The 19,451-nt window shown below is 26.0% G+C and carries 15 protein-coding genes and 1 tRNA gene; all 16 read right to left on the bottom strand.

What is annotated here, in order from left to right; translation table 4 throughout:
- Positions 1–15: 15 nt before the first annotated feature.
- The 16 genes from MFL_RS01520 to MFL_RS01445 all read right to left on the bottom strand — a co-directional run bounded on the left by MFL_RS01520 (position 16) and on the right by MFL_RS01445 (position 19,424).
- Entirely contained in the window at positions 16–645 is a 630-nt protein-coding gene (locus tag MFL_RS01520; protein WP_011183186.1) for an NAD(P)H-dependent oxidoreductase, read from the bottom strand.
- A 22-nt stretch (positions 646–667) separates the two neighbouring features.
- Positions 668–5,149 carry a PolC-type DNA polymerase III gene (locus MFL_RS01515; RefSeq protein WP_011183185.1) on the bottom strand — a complete coding sequence of 1,494 codons (4,482 nt, stop codon included), beginning with the start codon at positions 5,147–5,149 and terminating at the stop codon, positions 668–670.
- Between the two features lie 13 nt (positions 5,150–5,162).
- Positions 5,163–6,431 (bottom strand): M50 family metallopeptidase, encoded by a 1,269-nt coding sequence (locus tag MFL_RS01510; protein ID WP_011183184.1) that lies wholly within the window; start codon positions 6,429–6,431, stop codon positions 5,163–5,165.
- Between the two features lie 14 nt (positions 6,432–6,445).
- A complete protein-coding gene (locus tag MFL_RS01505; RefSeq protein WP_011183183.1) occupies positions 6,446–7,501 on the bottom strand; it encodes a phosphatidate cytidylyltransferase in 1,056 nt (351 codons plus the stop codon).
- A 75-nt stretch (positions 7,502–7,576) separates the two neighbouring features.
- Positions 7,577–8,293, bottom strand: coding sequence for a DxFTY motif-containing membrane protein (locus MFL_RS01500; RefSeq protein ID WP_011183182.1), 717 nt, complete (start codon positions 8,291–8,293; stop codon positions 7,577–7,579).
- Positions 8,294–8,368: 75 nt separating this feature from the next.
- A tRNA-Gly gene (locus MFL_RS01495) sits at positions 8,369–8,442 on the bottom strand.
- Between the two features lie 68 nt (positions 8,443–8,510).
- Complete coding sequence (gene rpsO, locus MFL_RS01490) at positions 8,511–8,777, bottom strand: 30S ribosomal protein S15 (protein WP_011183181.1); 267 nt, start codon at positions 8,775–8,777, stop codon at positions 8,511–8,513.
- A 118-nt stretch (positions 8,778–8,895) separates the two neighbouring features.
- Positions 8,896–9,438 carry an FAD synthetase gene (locus MFL_RS01485; RefSeq protein ID WP_164919780.1) on the bottom strand — a complete coding sequence of 181 codons (543 nt, stop codon included), beginning with the start codon at positions 9,436–9,438 and terminating at the stop codon, positions 8,896–8,898.
- Complete coding sequence (gene truB / locus MFL_RS01480; RefSeq protein ID WP_011183179.1) at positions 9,438–10,298, bottom strand: tRNA pseudouridine(55) synthase TruB; 861 nt, start codon at positions 10,296–10,298, stop codon at positions 9,438–9,440. The genes MFL_RS01485 and truB overlap by 1 nt, the downstream gene beginning before the upstream one ends.
- Positions 10,299–10,352: 54 nt before the next feature.
- Entirely contained in the window at positions 10,353–10,913 is a 561-nt protein-coding gene (gene coaE / locus MFL_RS01475) for a dephospho-CoA kinase (protein WP_011183178.1), read from the bottom strand.
- Position 10,914: 1 nt separating this feature from the next.
- Positions 10,915–11,193: a hypothetical protein gene (locus MFL_RS01470; protein WP_011183177.1), complete on the bottom strand. Its 279-nt coding sequence runs from the start codon at positions 11,191–11,193 to the stop codon at positions 10,915–10,917.
- A 26-nt stretch (positions 11,194–11,219) separates the two neighbouring features.
- Entirely contained in the window at positions 11,220–11,807 is a 588-nt protein-coding gene (locus MFL_RS01465; RefSeq protein ID WP_011183176.1) for a sigma factor-like helix-turn-helix DNA-binding protein, read from the bottom strand.
- 85 nt (positions 11,808–11,892) lie between these two features.
- On the bottom strand, positions 11,893–14,190 hold the full coding sequence (locus MFL_RS01460; protein WP_011183175.1) for a RelA/SpoT family protein: 2,298 nt from the start codon (positions 14,188–14,190) through the stop codon (positions 11,893–11,895).
- 72 nt (positions 14,191–14,262) lie between these two features.
- Entirely contained in the window at positions 14,263–14,826 is a 564-nt protein-coding gene (locus tag MFL_RS01455; RefSeq protein WP_011183174.1) for a DNA-3-methyladenine glycosylase I, read from the bottom strand.
- Positions 14,827–14,883: 57 nt separating this feature from the next.
- A complete protein-coding gene (locus tag MFL_RS01450) occupies positions 14,884–15,396 on the bottom strand; it encodes an adenine phosphoribosyltransferase (protein WP_011183173.1) in 513 nt (170 codons plus the stop codon).
- Between the two features lie 17 nt (positions 15,397–15,413).
- Positions 15,414–19,424 carry a protein translocase SecDF, variant type gene (locus tag MFL_RS01445; RefSeq protein ID WP_011183172.1) on the bottom strand — a complete coding sequence of 1,337 codons (4,011 nt, stop codon included), beginning with the start codon at positions 19,422–19,424 and terminating at the stop codon, positions 15,414–15,416.
- Positions 19,425–19,451 lie beyond the last annotated feature (27 nt).

Below are 19,451 nucleotides of genomic sequence, written 5' to 3'. Positions count from 1 at the left end.
AAAATAGTTTTTAATTTAAATTTCTTTTACAAAATCTTTTAATTCAGATCTAAGTTTTTCACCACTTATTTTTGTGCTTTTACCAAATGCCATTGTAATGAATGGAGTTTCATAATCATGCATTAAACCTTCTTGAATTAAAAATTCAGCTAATCCTTTTGCATTAAATCCACCAATCATACAAGTATCAACATTTAAACTAGCAGCCACCGCTGTAGCTATTCCAGTTGTGATATAAGTTTGTTGACTTGAATAGTTATCCAATTGTTGATCACTTAAATTACCACCAAATAAGTTTTTATTGATATTAGCCCCATAAGTACTTCTTCCTTCAGGGTTTCCTTTAAATCTTAAATCTAATGAATGATTTGTAACTTCTTGCAATCCTTTATGATTTACTCCCAATACAATAATAAATTTTGATGCATTAACATAGTTTAACTGATTGTAAAAGAATGGTACTAATTTCTGACGCATTTCTCCTCGATTAACTACTAATAATCTTTGTCCTAAAATACCATATGAAGATGGTGACATTCTCATTGCTTGAATAATATCATTAAAATCAGCTTCAGGTATTTCATAATTAACATCAAAATCACGAGCACTTCTTCTTTGTGTCATTAATTCTGCTAAATTTTTCATATTCTTTCTCTCAGTCTATCTTTTAGTTAAAAAAGTCAAATTCTAATTGTTCATCTTGTGCTAAAGTATCTAATACATTTAATTGTTCAAATATTTTCATTTGTGTTTGAGTAATTGTTGTTCTTGATGTTAGATCTTTAACACTAGTTAATGGTCTTTCACTTCTAGCTTTAATAATTGAATCAGCCACAGCATCTCCAAGTGAATCAATTACTAAGAACGGAGGATATAGTGTAGCTTCACCAGTTGATTCATCTTTTTCAATAATATATTTATCAGCTAAAGATTTTTCAAAGTTTAAGTTAGCCATTTTAATTCCACGACTAAACATTTCTAATCCTATTTCTAGAACTGGCATTAAAGCTAATTCTTTTGTAGTCATTTTATCTTTTTTATTTTTTCTTAATTCTAATTCTGCTAGTTTTTCTTTAACTCCATTATAACCACCTAAGAATGTTTTTAAATCAAAAGCATCGGCTCTATTAGTTAAGAATGTTGCATAGTATTCTGCAGGATAATAAATTTTATATCAAGCAATTCGATAAGCCATTAATACATACGCTGTAGCATGAGCTTTAGGGAACATATACTTAATTTTTAAACAAGATTCAATGTATCATTCAGGAACATTATGTGCTAGCATAATTTCTTTTCATTCTTTTCTTAAACCTTGTCCTTTACGTACTGATTCCATTATTTTAAATGAAGTAGTAGCATCGATTCCTTGGCCCATTAAATAAACCATAATATCATCACGACAACCAATAACAGTTGAAATATTTGCTGTATTGTTTTTAATTAAATCTCTTGCATTTCCTAATCAAACATCAGTACCATGTGATAGTCCTGAAATTTGCACTAAGTCAGCAAATGTTTTAGGTTTTGTTTCTCTTAACATTGATCTAACAAATCCTGTTCCAAACTCAGGTAAACCAATAGCTCCAGTTGTTTCTCCATTAATTTGTTCTGGTTTTATATTTAAAGCAGATAGATTACTAAATAATGAATATACTTTTGGATCATTTGTTGGAATATTGATTGGATTAACTCCAGTTAGATCACCAAGCATTCTTAAAGCAGTTGGGTCAACGTGTCCTAGAATATCCATTTTTAATAAGTTATCATGAATTGAGTGGAAATCAAAGTGAGTTGTTTTTCAAGAACTTGATGCATCATCAGCTGGGAAGTTAACAGGAGAGAAATCTTCAATTTCAAATTCTTTAGGTAAGATAATAATTCCTCCAGGGTGTTGTCCTGTTGTTCTTTTTACTCCTTCAACTAACTTAGCTTGTCTTTCAATTTCAATTTTTCTTGGCATATCTTCTTCTAATACACCAGTTTCTTCATAAAATGCTTTTACGTATCCAAAAGCAGTTTTTTCAGCAACTGTTGAAATTGTTCCGGCTCTAAATACATTGTTTTCACCAAACATCTCTTTTGTAAAGTTATGAGCAATTGGTTGGTATTCTCCAGAAAAGTTTAAATCAATATCTGGAACTTTATCTCCATCAAATCCTAAGAATGTTTCAAATGGAATATCATGCCCATCACCAATTAATTTTTCATTACATTTTGGACAATTTTGTTCTGGTAAATCATATCCACATTTAATTTCAATTGGAGTATTAAAATCTGAATATTTACAGTTTAAACATCTATAATGAGCTTTTAATGGATTAACCTCAGTAATCTTTGAAGCAGTTGCTACAAATGAAGAACCAACACTTCCTCTTGAACCAACAAGATATCCATCATTGTTAGATCTTTCAACTAGTAAATGTGAAATTCAATAAACAACAGCAAAACCATGTTTAATAATTGATGTTAATTCTTTTTCTAAACGTGACTCAACTATTTCAGGTAAAACATCACCATACATTGCATGTGCTGTTTCATAACATTTATCTTTTAATAAAGTATCTACGTTTTCAATGTTTGGAGTGAATAAACCATCTTTGATAACAATGATATTTGAATCAATCATTTCTGCTATTTTATTTGTATTTGTGATAACCATTTCTTGCACTAAAGCAGGTTCACTTAATCAAGCAAATTCTTTAAGCATTTCATTAGTTGTTCTTAAATATTGATCAGGGTAGTCAATTAATTTGTTTTTATTTCTAAAACTAAATAATGGGTGTCTACTTCCTCCAAGTCCTTTTGCATTAATATAAACATCACGAATTTTTTTCAATTCAGGTCTTGTATAGTGAGCATCACTTGTTGCTACTAGCATTACATTATATTTTTTAGCTAGCCTAATTATTTTTTTAATTACATCTATTAGTTCATGTTCTTCTAACTGATTATCATTAATTAAGTTTTTATAAACACTTAATGGTTGAATTTCTATATAGTCATAAAAAGGAATGATTTCTTCTAGTTTTTCATCTGTTCCAATTCTAGCTGTTTCAAAAACTTCTGAGTTTACACAACCAGCTCCAATTAAAATATTATTTTTTTCTTTAAATTCTTTTAATTTTTCCTTAAATATTTTAGGAGAGTTAAAAAAGTTATCAGTATGAGAAATTGAAACCAATTTAAATATGTCTTTTAACCCTTGTTGATTTTTAGCTAATACATTAACATGAGCTCCACGAGATCTTAATAAGTTAATGTTATCTTTATCATTTTCAGGTTCTAACTTAATTAAGTCAGCATCATAAATGATTGGTGTTGTTAATTTTAATTCAGCTATTATTTTAAAGAATAAATCGTTTAAAACATCTGCATCATAATCTCCACGGTGAGCAACATGTTCATCGTATAAAATACCGAATTTTTTACATACTGCTCCTAACCTATGAGATTTTAAAGCAGGTCTAACTAATCTAGAAAGTGTTAATGTATCAATAACAGTATTTTGTAAATCACCATATCCTAATCTTTTAGATAAGCTATTTAAAAAGTTAAAGTCAAAGTTTGCATTATGAGCAACTAAAATACTATCTTTAATTAATTCATAAATCTTATCAAAATCATCATCAATATTTTTCTTATCTTCTAACATCTCAGGAGTTATATTTGTAAGATCTATTGTAAATTGTTTTAAAGGTTGTTTTGGTTTAAATAAATAGTCATATTTGGTTGTTTTCCCAGTTACAGGATCAAAAACTACAGCACCAAATTCAATGATTTCATTAAACTCAGGTGATAAACCAGTTGTTTCTAAGTCGAATACAACCATTTTTGATTCTCTTATTTTTTGACCTTTAGGATTTTTAACAATTCAATAATCCTCTTTTTCAATCATATTCATTTCAAGACCATAAATTAATTTTAGTTTATCTTCTTCAGCTTTATTTTTATTAATTTTTTTTAATTCATTATATGCATCAGGGAAAGTTTGAACATTTATATGATCAGTAATTGCGATTGCTTTTCAATTTCATTTATCAACCATTTGTAAATATTCTTGAATTGATGAAACACCATCCATAGCACTCATTTTAGTATGAACATGCAATTCAACACGTTTTTGTTCTGAATCGTCTTTAACCATAGCTTCTGATCGAGATATTTTTCCTATCTTTTCAATAATAAAATTTTGTTCTTTATCAAATTGTGAATAAGATGTTTTACCTTTAACAGCTATTCAATCACCTTTAGCAATTCTCTTATTTTTAATTTCTTCAATTCTATCTGATGATATTTCTTCTTCGGTTAAAGGGTCCATAATAGTTCTTTCATCTTCTTTACCAAAATATATACATTTGATTGATGAATTATTATCTGTTAAACCAATTGAATATATTTTACGATTATTTGCTTTAGAATCTCTTATATCAATGCTCATCATTTTACCATGTAAGACAATATTTTGTGCATCTTCTTCAATGTCTTCAAATGAATCATAACTTGGATTATCTAAAGATTGATTTCACTTCTGTGACTTTTGTTTTGAAATAATCATATTTTGAGATTTTTCTGTTGATTCAGGGGCAAATTGTTTATATTGTTCTTTAGTTTGTTGTTCAATTATTAAAGATTGTTTTATATATTCTTCTGTTTTATCTTCAACTTGAATATCATAACTAAGTTCTTTAAAACCAAATTGTTTTAATTTAGCTAAACAATATTCCAATTCAGTTGTTAATTGGTTTTTCAATTCATTAGAATCAACAACAAATTTAATTAAATTTTCATCTGCATCATATTCAAATCCTTCAGCTTCAATAAAGTTTCAGATAATTGTTTTATTTTGAGATTTAAAATTTTTAATAAATTCAATATACTCACAAATTAATTCTTTATCTATTCTTTGGTTTTGCACATTTAAAATTAGTTTTATTTTTATTTCTTCTGATCCGACACATTTTTCATGAATTTCACTTAATACTCTTATAGGTAAAAAGTTTTTAATTTTTAATGACAATCTAAGTTTTGATTTTAAAGAGCTTATTGTAGCTTTTTCAATTTCAGAATGTTCAAAATATGAAAGTTCGCCTTCATTTAAATTGATCTTCAATTTTTGAAATAATTCTAATACCTTATTGTCTGACATATAAGCTCCTTTTTTAAACTATAAAATCTTTAATTGTTACTATTACTATGAAAGTTACTAATAAAATTGCTCCAGCTGCATAAATTATTGTTTTTGATTTTTGACTAACTTCTTTTCTGGTTACTCATTCTACTAATGTTTCTCAAAACTTATATCCATCTAATGGTGGAAATGGAAGCATATTTAGCATAAATAAGTTTGCTGATATAGAAGAAACATAAAACAAACGACTGGCAACCATTGATGTAGTTGCAGCACCTGTAGTTCCAATTGATGATTTAGCAATACCAACAGGACCAGAAATAGCACTAAAATCACCTGTAAAGAATTTACCAATACCTACTAATAATGAAAATGATTGATTTCATGTTTCAACGAATGTATAACCAAATTTTTGAGCACCATTTTTAAAATGTCTATCTGGTGGTGCAATTGCTATACCATTTATTTGACCTGTTTTTCTTCATTCAGCTATTGTTTGTTCTTCACTTATAAGTTTAAACTCTGTTTTACCATCAGATTTAACATCCCCTGAATAATCATTAGTTAAATTAACATAACTAAATTGATATTCAACATTACCTGACTCAATATTATTTTTATATAAATAATTCAAGATATCTTTTTTACCGTCATTAAACATTTTTGAAATTTGTAAATACGTAGGTGCTAAATTAGCAGAATTAGTAGTTTTAAATTCAAAAGGTTTTTCTTCAATTTTTACATTTCATCCTGTAATTGCAATTTGCAAATCATTGTAAATATATTTTTCTTCTGTTACTGGTGGTGTTTGTCCTTCTTTTTCGTTTTCATATATCATTTTATAAGCAATAGAAGTCGTTGAAAAGTTTTGACCGTAAAAATTTGGATCACTTGGTTTGTATCCAACTCCAAACATTACTGAAAAGATTAAAATATAGGCTATAAATAAATTCATTAATGGTCCAAATAAAATAAATAAAGTTTTCTTTCATTTTATAGCATAATCAATTTTTCTTATGTCAGGTATTTTTTCAAATTCTTCTTCTCTGCCTTTTGGTGGTTCAGCAAAATCGCTAGCTATAGAAACATAACCACCCAAAGGTATTAGTCTAACTGAATATCAAGTTTCTTTTGTTTTTATAACAAACAATTTAGGACCAAAACCAATTGCAAATTCAAAGACATAAGCTTTTGATAACTTTGCTACAATGAAATGTCCTAGTTCATGAAGTGTAATTAGCACCAATACAACAATGATTGAAATTAATATTGATAAAATTACTATCATTACACTTCCCATATAAACTCCTTAAACTAATTGATTAATGTAAATAAATACATAAATAAGAATACTAACATGAATGAGTCAAGTCTATCTAAAACTCCTCCATGGCCTGGTATTAAATTTGAAAAATCTTTTATATCATTTTTTCTTTTAATTAGTGAAAAAAACAAATCTCCTAATTGACCTATAAATGAAATTAAAGATGCTAAAAGAATATACATGAATATAACTAATCCTGTTCCTAAATTGGTTTGAATATTACTCATATAATCTTTAAAAATAGAATGAGAATTAACAAAGAAGAAAAATAATATTGCCATTGTTACTGAAACTATAAAAGCTGTTGTAAATCCTCCGATTGCACCTTCTCAACTTTTTTTAGGGGAAATTTTTGGAGCCATTTTGTGTTTACCAAATGCTATACCAAATATATAAGCAAATGTATCTGTTAATATAACAATTAATCAAATTCAAATTGCTGTTACATAACCAAATCTAATACTTGAATAATCTTGTGAATTATAATCATTTGTTAGTGATATGTAAGTAAATCCTTTCATACCAAATATTATAATTAATGAAGTTCCAATGATCATAACCATTTTTTTAAGATTAACTCCTGATAAATAACCTGTTATTGTTGAAGCACTTAAAAATATAATTAAATAAATAAATTGCATATATCATTCAGCCAGTTTAGCTTTTAAAACTCAATCTTGGTAAATGAATAAATCATTTAGATTTCTTATTGAAGTTATCGGTGCTAAAAATAGTCCCAAAGCTAATAATTCCATAATTATTATGAAAACTTTATTTTTAATCTTTAATGATGTAGATAATTCATATATACAAAACATTAATATAGCAACAGATATGCATAGCATAACAATTCCAAGAGCTTGACTAACAGCTTCTGCTTTATTTTTATCGCTTAAATGAACTCATAATTCTTCACTCAATATTGCTGTTGATAAAAATAAAATTATCATAGCAACTATAATTACACTTGATGAAAATCTTATAAAGAAATTATTATTTTTTAAATTTAAAAATTTACTTTGATTGGATTCTATTTTATTAGTCATAATGATCCTTTCTTTAAAATACAATTATATTAATTTTAGCAAATTTTGCATTGTTTTTTAACCCTTAAACACAGGTTATTTTTTATTATTTTTTTTATTTCGTTTTTTGTTTTCTTTTTGATCTAATTTTTCATGCTTTTTATTTTTTAATTCAATTGCTATTTTTTCGTTTAATTCTTCTTTAAACTTATTTAATTCTTCAATTTCTTGTTCTTTTTTGATTCTGTATTTTTCAGCTCTGTCTAATCTTATTTTTTTAATGGAAGGTATTTCTTCACCATTTTTATATGCTTGTAGTAAAATTTGATCTTCTTCCTCTATTTTAAATTTGTAATTTCTTATTAACATTGTTGCTAAAGTTCCTATGAATATACCCAATAAAGCAAATAATATTAAAAATATAACTTTTAAAAATATTGAAAAGCCGCCTATTGATAATTTGTCTATTCAAATACTATTAGTTATTAATCCTGTTAAGCACAAGGCAATTGCAGTTGTAAAAGTGAAACTATCTTCTTTTTGTCATTTTAAAATATATGTAATTAAATTAATTCCCAACGCTATTATTACATAAGCTATACAAATTATCGTAAGTAATAAATCTTTCAAAGGTAAGTTATTATAATAATTATGAAATTTTTCAGTATTCCATGAACTACCAATAAGTATTCAAATGACTACATAAGGTAAAACTACAACTAAGATTTCAAAAATAAAACTTATTCAAATATTTGTTCTTTCAAGATCAAATTCTCTAGTTTTATTTCAATCCAGGGTTTTTGTATCACTCATCAGATTCACCTTTTTTCTAATTTTAATTATATCAAAAAATAAAAAAACAACCTTTCGGTTGTTCTACTTTTTAAATGGAGCAGGTGAAGGGAATCGAACCCTCACAGTCAGCTTGGAAGGCTGAAGTTCTACCATTAAACTACACCTGCATTTTAGACACATAAATATAATATAAGAATTAAATCTATGTGTCAATAATTTTTGAGTTTTTTTGAAATTATTTTCTTAAACCTAATTTAGCAATAATTTCTTTATATCTGTTAACATCTTTTTTAATTAAGAAATCTAATAAGTGTCTTCTTTGAGCAACTTTTTTTAATAAAGTTCTTCTTGTAGGAACATCTTTTTTATGTTCTTTTAAATGTTCAGTCATGTTAGCGATATCTTCTGTTAGTAAAGCAATTTGAACTTCAGCTAATCCTGTGTTAGCTTCGCTTCCACCAAATTCTTTAATAATTTCAGCTTTTCTTGTTTTTGAAATCATGATCTGTCTCCCTTTCTTTTTTTTGATTTTTAGCGTTTCATCAAAGGTGCATTCATGGGAGCGAATAACATCTTTGGTGAACAATCACTTTTTATATTATAGACTTTTTAAATCTTTATTACAATAAATTTATGTCAACTTCTAATTCATCATCTATTTCTGCAATTTTATTTTCTTTTACAAGCTTTTTTATTTTAGATGTTGATATGTTTTTATCTCTTTCATAAATAAAAACATTTTTTTCACCAAAACTATTTTTTAAGTATTCAACATCTCCACTTTTCTCAAATCCAAATCTAAAGTCGCTTCCTTCAACTAACTTAATTACTTTAAATTTATTTTTAAGTATTTTGACAAATTGTTCTTTTGAAGTATTAATCAAATCATTATTTACTTGTAAAATTATCATTTTATCTATTTGAAAATTTTCATTAATATAATTAATTTTTTTATTTTCATTTAATAATGTTTCAGTTCCTTTTGTTGGTTTGTGATCAAAAGTTATTATTATAGATTCCAAATTATTTTCTTGAGCAATTGTTTGTGTTTTTTCTATAATCAATTTGTGATATTTATGTAATGCATCAAACATACCTATAGTTGCACAAGTTTCTCTTTCATTTTGGATAATACTATTTATATCAGTTTTAAAAACTTTCATTAAATATTTAAACCTCCACGCTTGCATTTAAAGACATTTCCATTTTCTCTCTCATAACAAGCTATAAGTTCTTTTGATTTATTTGAAATAAAAACAATATTTTTCTCAGCTATCACTTCTATTTTTTTACCATGCTCAACATTTAATGTGTCATCTAATTCAACTATTTCATAGTCAGCCATTTTAATTGCATCAAACATTTTAATCAAATTTGATTCTTCACAATTTTCAATGTTAACAGAATTTTTAATTATAAAATTTCCTGATTCTATTCTATTTAGACTAGTTACATGAGCAATTGTATTTAGTTCTTTTGCTATATCTACAATAAGGCTTCTTATATAAGTTCCTTTTGAACAATAAACAGTCATTGATATTTCATTATTTTCATATTTATCTAAAGATAGTGAATTAATTTTTATTAGTCTTTTATTCACTTTTACAACTTGATTTTCACGAGCATATTCATAAAGTTTTTTTCCATCAATTTTAATTGCTGAATACATTGGCGGTTCTTGTTCATAAGCAAGTCCATTAAACTTTGCTATAACTTTTTCAACTTGTTCTTGTTCTATTTTGAAAGGTTCCTGCTCTTCTATTATGCTTCCATCACTATCATATGTATCTGTAGCTTGAAATAATTTCATAGTGACTTCATATGCTTTATTTTCATTTAAAAAATAATCACTTAATTTTGTTCCATTATTTATTAAACATATAACCACACCAGTAGCTAAAGGATCCAAAGTACCTGCATGCCCTATTTTTTTTACATTTAATTTTCTTTTAAGTTTTTGAATTAAATGATTTGTTGTTAAACCTTTTGGTTTATTTAAAATTATTATTCCTGATTTATTCATACTATTAATTTTATCTTAATTAAATGCAAAAAAATAAAAAATAAGATCGTGATCTTATTTAAATATTTTTTTATGTAGTTGCTTATAAGTTATGCTTTTTGTTCATATATCATTAATGATTATGACTTCGTTATTTAAATCATATTTTTTAATTCTTTGCTTTTGTTGTTTGTAAATTGAATAAGTTTCTTTAAAGGGTTTTTTATCCCTTTTTTTAACTCTTAAAAGAGTAGTTAAAAGATTTGCTTTAACTCTTATATATTTATCAACTTCAAGCCCTAGTTCTGGTAATAATGCTGCGTCTATTACAATATTTCCTGGATTTGTTTGAATTAATAACGAGATTTGATTTTTTATTTCAGGTCAAACAATTGAATTTAATTTATTTAAACAATTTTGATCTTCTGAAATAATTTTTCTTAATTTAGCTCTATTTAAATTATTTTCAATAAAAGCATTAGGAAAAGCATCTTTTATTTGTTTTTCAATATCTCTTGAATTCAAAACATCCTTTGAAATTTTATCCGCGTTTATTACTTTAAATTTTAATTTTTTTATTTTATTTGAAATAGTTGTTTTACCAGCACCTATTGTTCCATAAACTCCAATTATCATATTATCACCCGCCCATTAATCTTAGTTGCTTTTCAGCTGACACAAGAGTGACTGTAACTAATGTGTTACTACTTTCATTGATTACAAAAAATATGTTTGTATTAGACGCTGATAAATATAACATTCCGTTAATCTTAAAAGTTTTTGTTGAATTAAAAATATGATTTTTAATTGCTTCTTTAACTTCTCAGTCTTGTTTATCCTGTAATTTAAGTCTTTCTTTAGCTCTTTGTAAAGCGTGCACTGAATAACCCATACTTGGTTTATAATAATAACTCATTCAATCACGCCCCTTTACAATATATTTTAATCTAAAAATACTTGATTGGAAACCACTTGTCTAATTTCTGGTAAAACTTTATAAAAAGTATTTCTAACTTTTGCTGATGAAATATTTAATTCTTTTGCAATTTCTACAAAACTCATTCCATAAATATAAAGTGTAAAAACTTGTTTTGGCATTTTATCAGTGTTTTTTGCAAAGTATTGTTCAAATAACTGTGTTCAACCAATTTCGTCATATGAGTTTTCTTCAACACTAATATTATTTATCATTTCTTTATATTCATCACTCATAAAATTACTTGTTCTCATTCCTTGATTCATTATTTTATACTTGTTAGTTACAAATTTTGCACAAACATTCATTGCCTTTCAATAAACAGCATCTACTAAACAACTCTCAAAACTTTTTCTCATATTTCTATCATAATATTTATCTAAAATATCCAAATATGCTTCTCATGCATAAAATTCAAAGTCTTCTAACTCCAATGGTATTGAATCAAATTTACTATATGCTTTTTTAATAGCAAAATAAATTCTAGCTTTATTAGAATTAAACAATTTATATTTTTCTTCTAAAGTTAACTTAACTTTTTTTCTTTTTTTCATCGATTTTTAGTTCCTTTCAATGTCATTATATTATTAATAAAAAATATTGGAAAAAATTTAGAAAAATAAAAAATAGGTTTAAAACCTATTTAATACTCTTTACAGATCTTTCGCAATCTATGATATTTGCAATTGATTTAATTGTTAAAATAATTTGATTTAATTGTGCTGAACTTTTAACTTTAATTGTTAATTCACCATTAACAAGTAAAGATTTATCATCAACACCAAGTTTTACATTTATTGTTGTTGCTTTTAAATTTGATAATGCTCTTGATATGTCATATAAAAGATTTGGTCTATCTGTAGCAAAATATTTTAGTTTTGTTGTATATAAACTATTTTCAGCAACAGCTGAGTTTCATTGTACTTGAACTAAACGTTTTGTTTCTTCTGTTGTATATAGGTTATAACATTCTTTTAAATGAACTTTTATACCATTTCCTGATTTAGCAACATAACCAATAACATCTTCATATGGAATTGGTAAACAACAACTTGCAATTGATGTTTTAATATTTGTTATTCCATCTATAACAATATCATTTTTTAAACTTCTATCATTTATAGTTTTTGATTGAATACTTCTTAAAGCTTCTTCGTCCTTTGAGAAATTGTGATTAATGAAGAATTTATCAGTGGCTTCAACAATAGAGATTTCACCTTTACCAACATTAATTAAAAACTCTTCAAGATTGGCATAACCTGCTTTTTTAACAGCTTCAAGAATTTCACTTTGAGATTTTCTTTTTCATTTTATTTCTTTTTGATTAATATATGAGTTAATTAAGTTTTCTGTTTTTCTTGCTAATTCTTTTCTATCTTCATCAAATGAGTTATCTTCTTTTAGTTTATTACCCAAGTATTTTCTAATTCTATTTTTAGCATTTGATGTAGTAGCTATTTTTAATCATTCGTGTGTTGGTTGTTGTTTAGAAGAAGTTTTAATTTCAACAACTTGCCCTGATTCTAAGACTGTGTTAATTGGAGAGAATATACCATCAATTTTTGCTCCTGTAGTTTTTTCTCCTATTTCAGTGTGTATTCTGTAAGCAAAATCTAATACAGTTGCTCCATAAGGCAAAGTAATAACATTTTGAGTTGGAGTTAGAACATAAATCATTGATCCAAAAACATCTTTTTGTAATTGATTTTCTAATTCTTTCTCTTTTGAATTTTCTTCTTCATTTATTTGATCTGTTAAATCCAAAATTCTGCTAAATATATCAATTTGTTCGTCAATTTGTTTTTGTCTCTTAGCAATATCTACAACTTCACCCTCTTTATATCTTCAGTGAGCAGCAGCCCCAGTTTCAGCGACATCATCCATTTGTTGAGTTCTTATTTGAACTTCAAAAAACATTCCTTTACTATTACTTAAAGTAGTATGCAATGACTGATATACGTTATTTTTAGGTGTTGCAATATAATCTTTAAATCTTCCTGATAATGGTAAGTATTTTTGGTGTAAGTACCCTAAAATTTTGTAGCAATCATCAGTTGATTTTGCAATTATCCTAATTGCAACAAGGTCATGTAATTCTTCAAATTGTTTACCATTAACATTCATTTTTCTGTAAATTGAATAAATTGTTTTTTCTCTTCCAAAAATATCAATTATTTTAATGTGTTTTTCTTTTCTTAAGAAAAACGAAATATCATCAATTGTTTTAGCAATATTATCTTCCCTAGATTCACGACCTTTTTCAATTAAATTTTCAATGTCTGTAAAATCATTTGGATTTAAAACTTTAAATGCCATGTCTTCTAATTTAGATTTAGCATTTTTCATTCCTATACGGTGAGCAATGGCTGCATAAATAGTTAATGTCTCTTTAGCAACTACTCTTTGTTTTTCTTCTGGTAAATTCTCAATTGTTAACATATTATGTAATCTATCAGCAATTTTAATAATAATAACCCTTATATCTTTTGCCATAGAAATATACAGTTTTCTTAAATATTCTGATTTAATTTGCTCACGATTTTCTTCGGCAAAATAACTAACTTTAGTTACAGATTCAACAAGTGATGCTATTTCTTTTCCAAATTTCTCTTCTATCTCTTCAATTTTAACAGGTGTATCTTCAACAACATCATGTAATAAACCAGCTTTAATAGTTTTTGGTCCCATTTGCAGTTGTGCTAAATAGTATGCAGTTGAAAGTGGGTGATAAATATAGGGATCTCCATTTTTACGTTTTTGTTCGCTATGCATTTTTTCAGCAAATAAATAAGCTTCCTTAATTTTAATTAATGCTTTTCTATCTTTAATATATTTTTTTAATTCATTTTCTAGTGTTATATAGTCTTTTATCTCAACAATATTTAAGTTTGTTGAAGCTCTTTTACTAGTTCTTCTAGGTAAAATTATACCAGCCATGAAATCACCCATTCTATTTTTAAAATTATAACAAAAAATAGACTTAAAATAAGTCTATACACTCTTATATAATTAATTTTGATTTTTACAAAAACATTTATTTAAATGATCATCGATTATTCCTATTGCTTGTAAAAATGAATAAACAATAACAGGTCCTACAAATTTAAATCCTCTTTTTCTTAAATCCACTGATATTGTTTTTGATAAATCTGATTCAGCTGGTACTTCATCAATTGAATTTCAATTATTAATAACTTGCTTGTTATTTGTAAAAGTTCAAATGTAATTATAAAAAGAACCAAATTGTATTTGAATTTCTTTAAAAGCTTTTGCGTTTGAAATTAGTGATTTAATTTTTAGTTTATTTCTTATAATACCCTTATTATTCATTAATTCATTTATTTTATTTTCATCATAGCTAATAATTTTTTTTAATTCAAAATTATCAAATGCTTTTTTGAATTCTTCTCTTTTAAGTAAGATTGTTAATCAATTTAAACCCGCTTGCATATTTTCTAATATAAGTAATTCAAATATGTAATCATCATTTTGAGTTATTTTACTTCACTCATTATCATGATATTCATTTAAAATAGCATTTGATGATCAATCACATCTTTGTTTGTCTTCCATAAATATACCTTTCTGTTTTAAATAAAAAAACACCTATTTTAATTATAGGTGTTAATCTTAATATTTAACAAGTTTTTGAACTTTGTATTCTTGTAATAGATTTTCATCATGTAATGCTGGCAAATCAATTAAGAATGAAACTCCCTCAACTTTACCTTCTTGCATTTCAACTAATTTAACAATAGCTTCAATTGTTCCACCAGTTGCTAGTACATCATCTATAATAACTACTTTATCACCAGGTTTAATATCACCTTTGTGCATTTGTTGATGATTTGTTCCATACTCTAAAGTATATTCAATATCGATAACTTCACGAGGTAATTTACCAGGTTTTCTAACTAATACAAATCTAGTATGTGATTTATAAGCTACAGCACTTGCAAATAAGAATCCTCTTGCTTCTGGAGCAACTACAACATTAGCTCCACATTCAATAACAAATTTTGCCATTTCATCAATTACATAAGCAAAAGCATCAGCATCATTTAATAATGGTGTTACATCTTTAAAGTCAATTCCATCAATTGGGAAATCCTTAACATTTAAAATATGTTTTTTTAAATCCATATATTTACTCCTTTTAATTAATCGTTAATATCTTTAACTATTTGTTCTTCTTGAGAAACATTAGTTTGAGAGATAAATTCTTTTCTACCATAGTTTGAAACTATTCTTCGTTTTTCTAATCATATCAATAAAGGTAATGACATTGTTAAGATTACGATGTTTGCTACAAATACACCAATTAATAATGTAATTCCAACTCCAGCTAGTGAAGGTATTGTAACAGCTAAAATAATTGCAAATAATAAGTAGAATCCAGAAATATAAACTAATCTATTTATCCCAAATCTTAATGAACCAACAAATAATGATTTAGCAAATTGATTATCTTTTAATATTGTTGATATTTCTTTTCTACCAGCTTTTTTAGCAGCTTTAATTGCTTTTCTTAAAGGTTTTAGATCAGTTTTATTTTCTTTTCTAATTGCTTTAATTTCTTTTCTTAATTCTGCTATTTTAGGTATTCTATTTGATTTAAATATAGCTTTAAATGCATCTCATGTGTAGAATTTTGATTTTTTAGCTATTTTAATATCAACTATTTTTCTTCTAATATCTTTAATGCGTTTTTTATTAGCTTTATTTAAAGCTTTTTTATTATTTATTGCTTCTAAGACTTTGTGTTTAATAATTGCTTGAGCATTAGCTTCTTTATCAAATTCGAATCTTAACTCATTTTTATTTTTAATAGATATTAAGGATTTTGTTTTACCAAGAATAAATATTACAGACATAATTGTGAATGCTGCAATCGAAATCATTGTGACCAATATTTCTGTACTTATTGGTACTCTGAACATAATTACTAGAGATGTTGTAATTAAAACAACAACTACAAGTGCTAGTGCTAAGGCAACATAGTAAGTTCATTTATATCTAATTAATATATAAACAATTAAAATTAATATTAAAATTGCGAATGAAATTAATATTTGATTAATTTGACCATATGCGGTAAATGGAATTTGATACATTCCTAAAATACCTCTTGATTCATTAGTATAATTACTTCCTAAACGAGTTCTACCTGTAAAAATACTATTTAATAATCTTTTAGTTCTAGTAATGTTTGTTTGGTTTGATAATTCAATTTGAATATATGGCATTAGATTTTCAGCTGATGAATTCTCAGTTTGATCACCGTATGTAGTTCCTGATTCAATAGAATTTAAAGAAGTTGTTCCTTTATATCCTGAATAGAATGCTTTAAGTAAATTATTATCAAATACATATTGAACTGTATACTCACTTAATCAAGCAACAAATTCATTATCATTTGCTCCAGCTTCAATATCACTGTGTCCTTTTTCATTAGCCATTCTTAAAGCTTCACTTTGAAATGCATTTGCTTGTTCTTCAGATTGATTTTCTGCTATTTTAGTAACAACATTATCAAAATTGTTTCCTGGTAATTCATATAAATATTCACCATAAACAATATAAGTGTTATCTTTACCAAATAAGTTTGAATAGTTAGGACCTACAGTAGCGGCTACAACACCACCAATTACTGAAAACACTAATAGTAAAACAATAATAATTCTATTTATATTGAAGATTCAATTTTGATTTCTTTTTGTTTTTACTTCTTCAATTACTTTACCTTCAGCATTAGTTGAAACTGCTTTTGCAACATCTCTATTAACTTTTAAGAATGAGATTCAATCTTTTTTATATCAACGAATTTTTTTCTCTGTTTTTTCAAGAGATTCAATTTTTTGATTTAGTTTGATAGTTTTTTCTTTATTCTTATTAATTAATTTTTGATTATAATCTTTTTCTTTATTTTCAATTTTAATTTTTAAAGTTTCAATTAAATCATTAATTCTCTTAATTTTTAATAACTCTTTTGAGCTAACTTTTTCTTTATTAGTTAGTATATTTAACTGGTATTCATATTTTGATAAATTAATTTTGTCTCTGATTGCAACACCAGATTTGATATCTTTTGTATCAATTGGCAATCATAATGGGTGGTTTTTAAAAATTTGAATTTTAACTGTTAAATAAATCATTAATCTAAATACAACAATTACTAAAAATAATATAATTGCTGTTGATACTGTTGCAACAGTTGCAAAGTTTTTTAATGAACCTGTTCCAATTCAAAAAATAATTAAATTTGGAATCAAAATTAATATAAATGAATCAAGTATGATACCTAAATTTTCTTTATATGATAGTTTAAATGATTCTGTAATTGATCTTTTTTCCTTATTTAAGTGTTTTTTAAATGCTTCAATTGTTAGAATACATGATTCTAAAACAAGACCTAGCATTATGAAAATTAAAGTGTAAAGTTCTATTCCAATTGCTATGCCAAATAAAGTAGGTGTAAACAATGTTATAAAAACAGATGTCACAGCAATTATTAGTGTATAAATACCTAATAATCTATAAGCAATAACTAAGAATACCATTGTAAAAATAGCTAATATTAGCAAGAATATAATAGATGCTAATAACATGTATAAAGTTATTTCTGGATTAAATTCAGTTAATTTTATAACTTTAAAACTAAATCCTGAAGTTGTTTGCGAAATTGAGGCTTCAATTGTTCTTGCAATTGTTGCTGATCTAGTTTTAACTCTTAATTGACTTGTAGCACCATTATAAACAACACTAGGTGTAAATGTTGCTCTTGACATTGTTTCTGATGCAGAAGCAACACCAGTTTGAGTCACTGAATCATTTATCATTATAAAGTTTTTTTCAAAAATTGATTGATCAAGATATTGTGAGAATATTGATGTTGATGATTTTTGAGCAAATAATACTTTTGACAGCATAACATCATTAATAACTTTAGCTACTTCATCAATTCTCATTGATTGTGCGCCTAAAATTATATTTTCTGAATACCTACCAGCAGGATTACCATTTTCTGGTTCTTTTTTAAAGTCTTCAGTTTTTGAATTTGGATCAATAACATATTTGTTTACATTATTTACAAAATTATAAGTATAGTTCGTTGGTGCAGTTCTGCCCTCAAATGTTCCATATAATAATGCTTTTAAATCATTTACAATAAGCTCAATATTATTTGAATTATTAAATAACATTTGTTCATTAGATGCACTATCTGTTCATCATTTATTAAAACTCCCTGAAATTAAAGAAGCTGATTGCATTTGACCACTTGATGTCATGTATGAAACAGAGAAAAAATCATCTATAACAGCTCTTTGTTGAGCAGTTGTGTCCGTGCTTGAATAAAAACTTAAAATCGGTTGAATTACACCCCTATAGTAGTTTTCTAAGTAAGTATCAAGTGAATTTTCATTAGGTGCTTGTAAAAAATATTCTCTAAGATTGTTTAAGATTGTTTCAAATGATGATATAACTGTTAAATTTGCAGGTGTTGCTGGTGCATTTTCTGTTGCTGTTGTTGCAGCTGTTAAGTTTTTTAAATAACTACCATTTGAACCTTCTTCAAAAGTTAAAAATGGTGAGTTTTGTTGACCTGAACCGCTTTCAGATCTATCTGGTGTATATTTAACTGATCCGAAAATTTCTGAAATTGCTAACTTATTAGCAATTTCATTGTTACTATCATATATTCCATTTTCTGAAGCTGTTATTTTTTTAACTGCAGTATCATCAAATAAAATATCAGTATAAATATTATTTGTTTGAGTAAATGCCATCAATCCACCATCTTGTTCGATCGCATTTATAAATAATCTAGGATTATTTTGGTATTGTTCTTTTGTTGCTCTAATTGAAACCCTATGTTGCCCCACTACTTTAACATCAATAGTATTATCTGAAAATGGAGATAATTTAGTTTGAAGAGATTCAGCAGCCAGTCTAGCATCACCATTTGGAGTTGAAGTTCCTTGAGTTGCATTTTGTTTTTCATCATATACTTCAACAAGCGCATCATATCCACCTGAATATCTAGTATTTAAGTTTGTTTTATTAGCAATACTGAATGAAGAGAAAACGATTGAAATGATTAAAGAAAACACAATTAAAACAAGACAAAGAGATTGTGCTATTTTCTTAAATGAAGCTTTTTTATTATTCATTTATTTACTCCTCCTTGTCTGAAAAGT

It is taken from the genome of Mesoplasma florum L1 (assembly GCF_000008305.1).
GTDB lineage: Bacteria > Bacillota_I > Bacilli_A > Mycoplasmatales > Mycoplasmataceae > Mesoplasma > Mesoplasma florum.
This window is presented reverse-complemented; position numbering and strand designations above follow the sequence as displayed.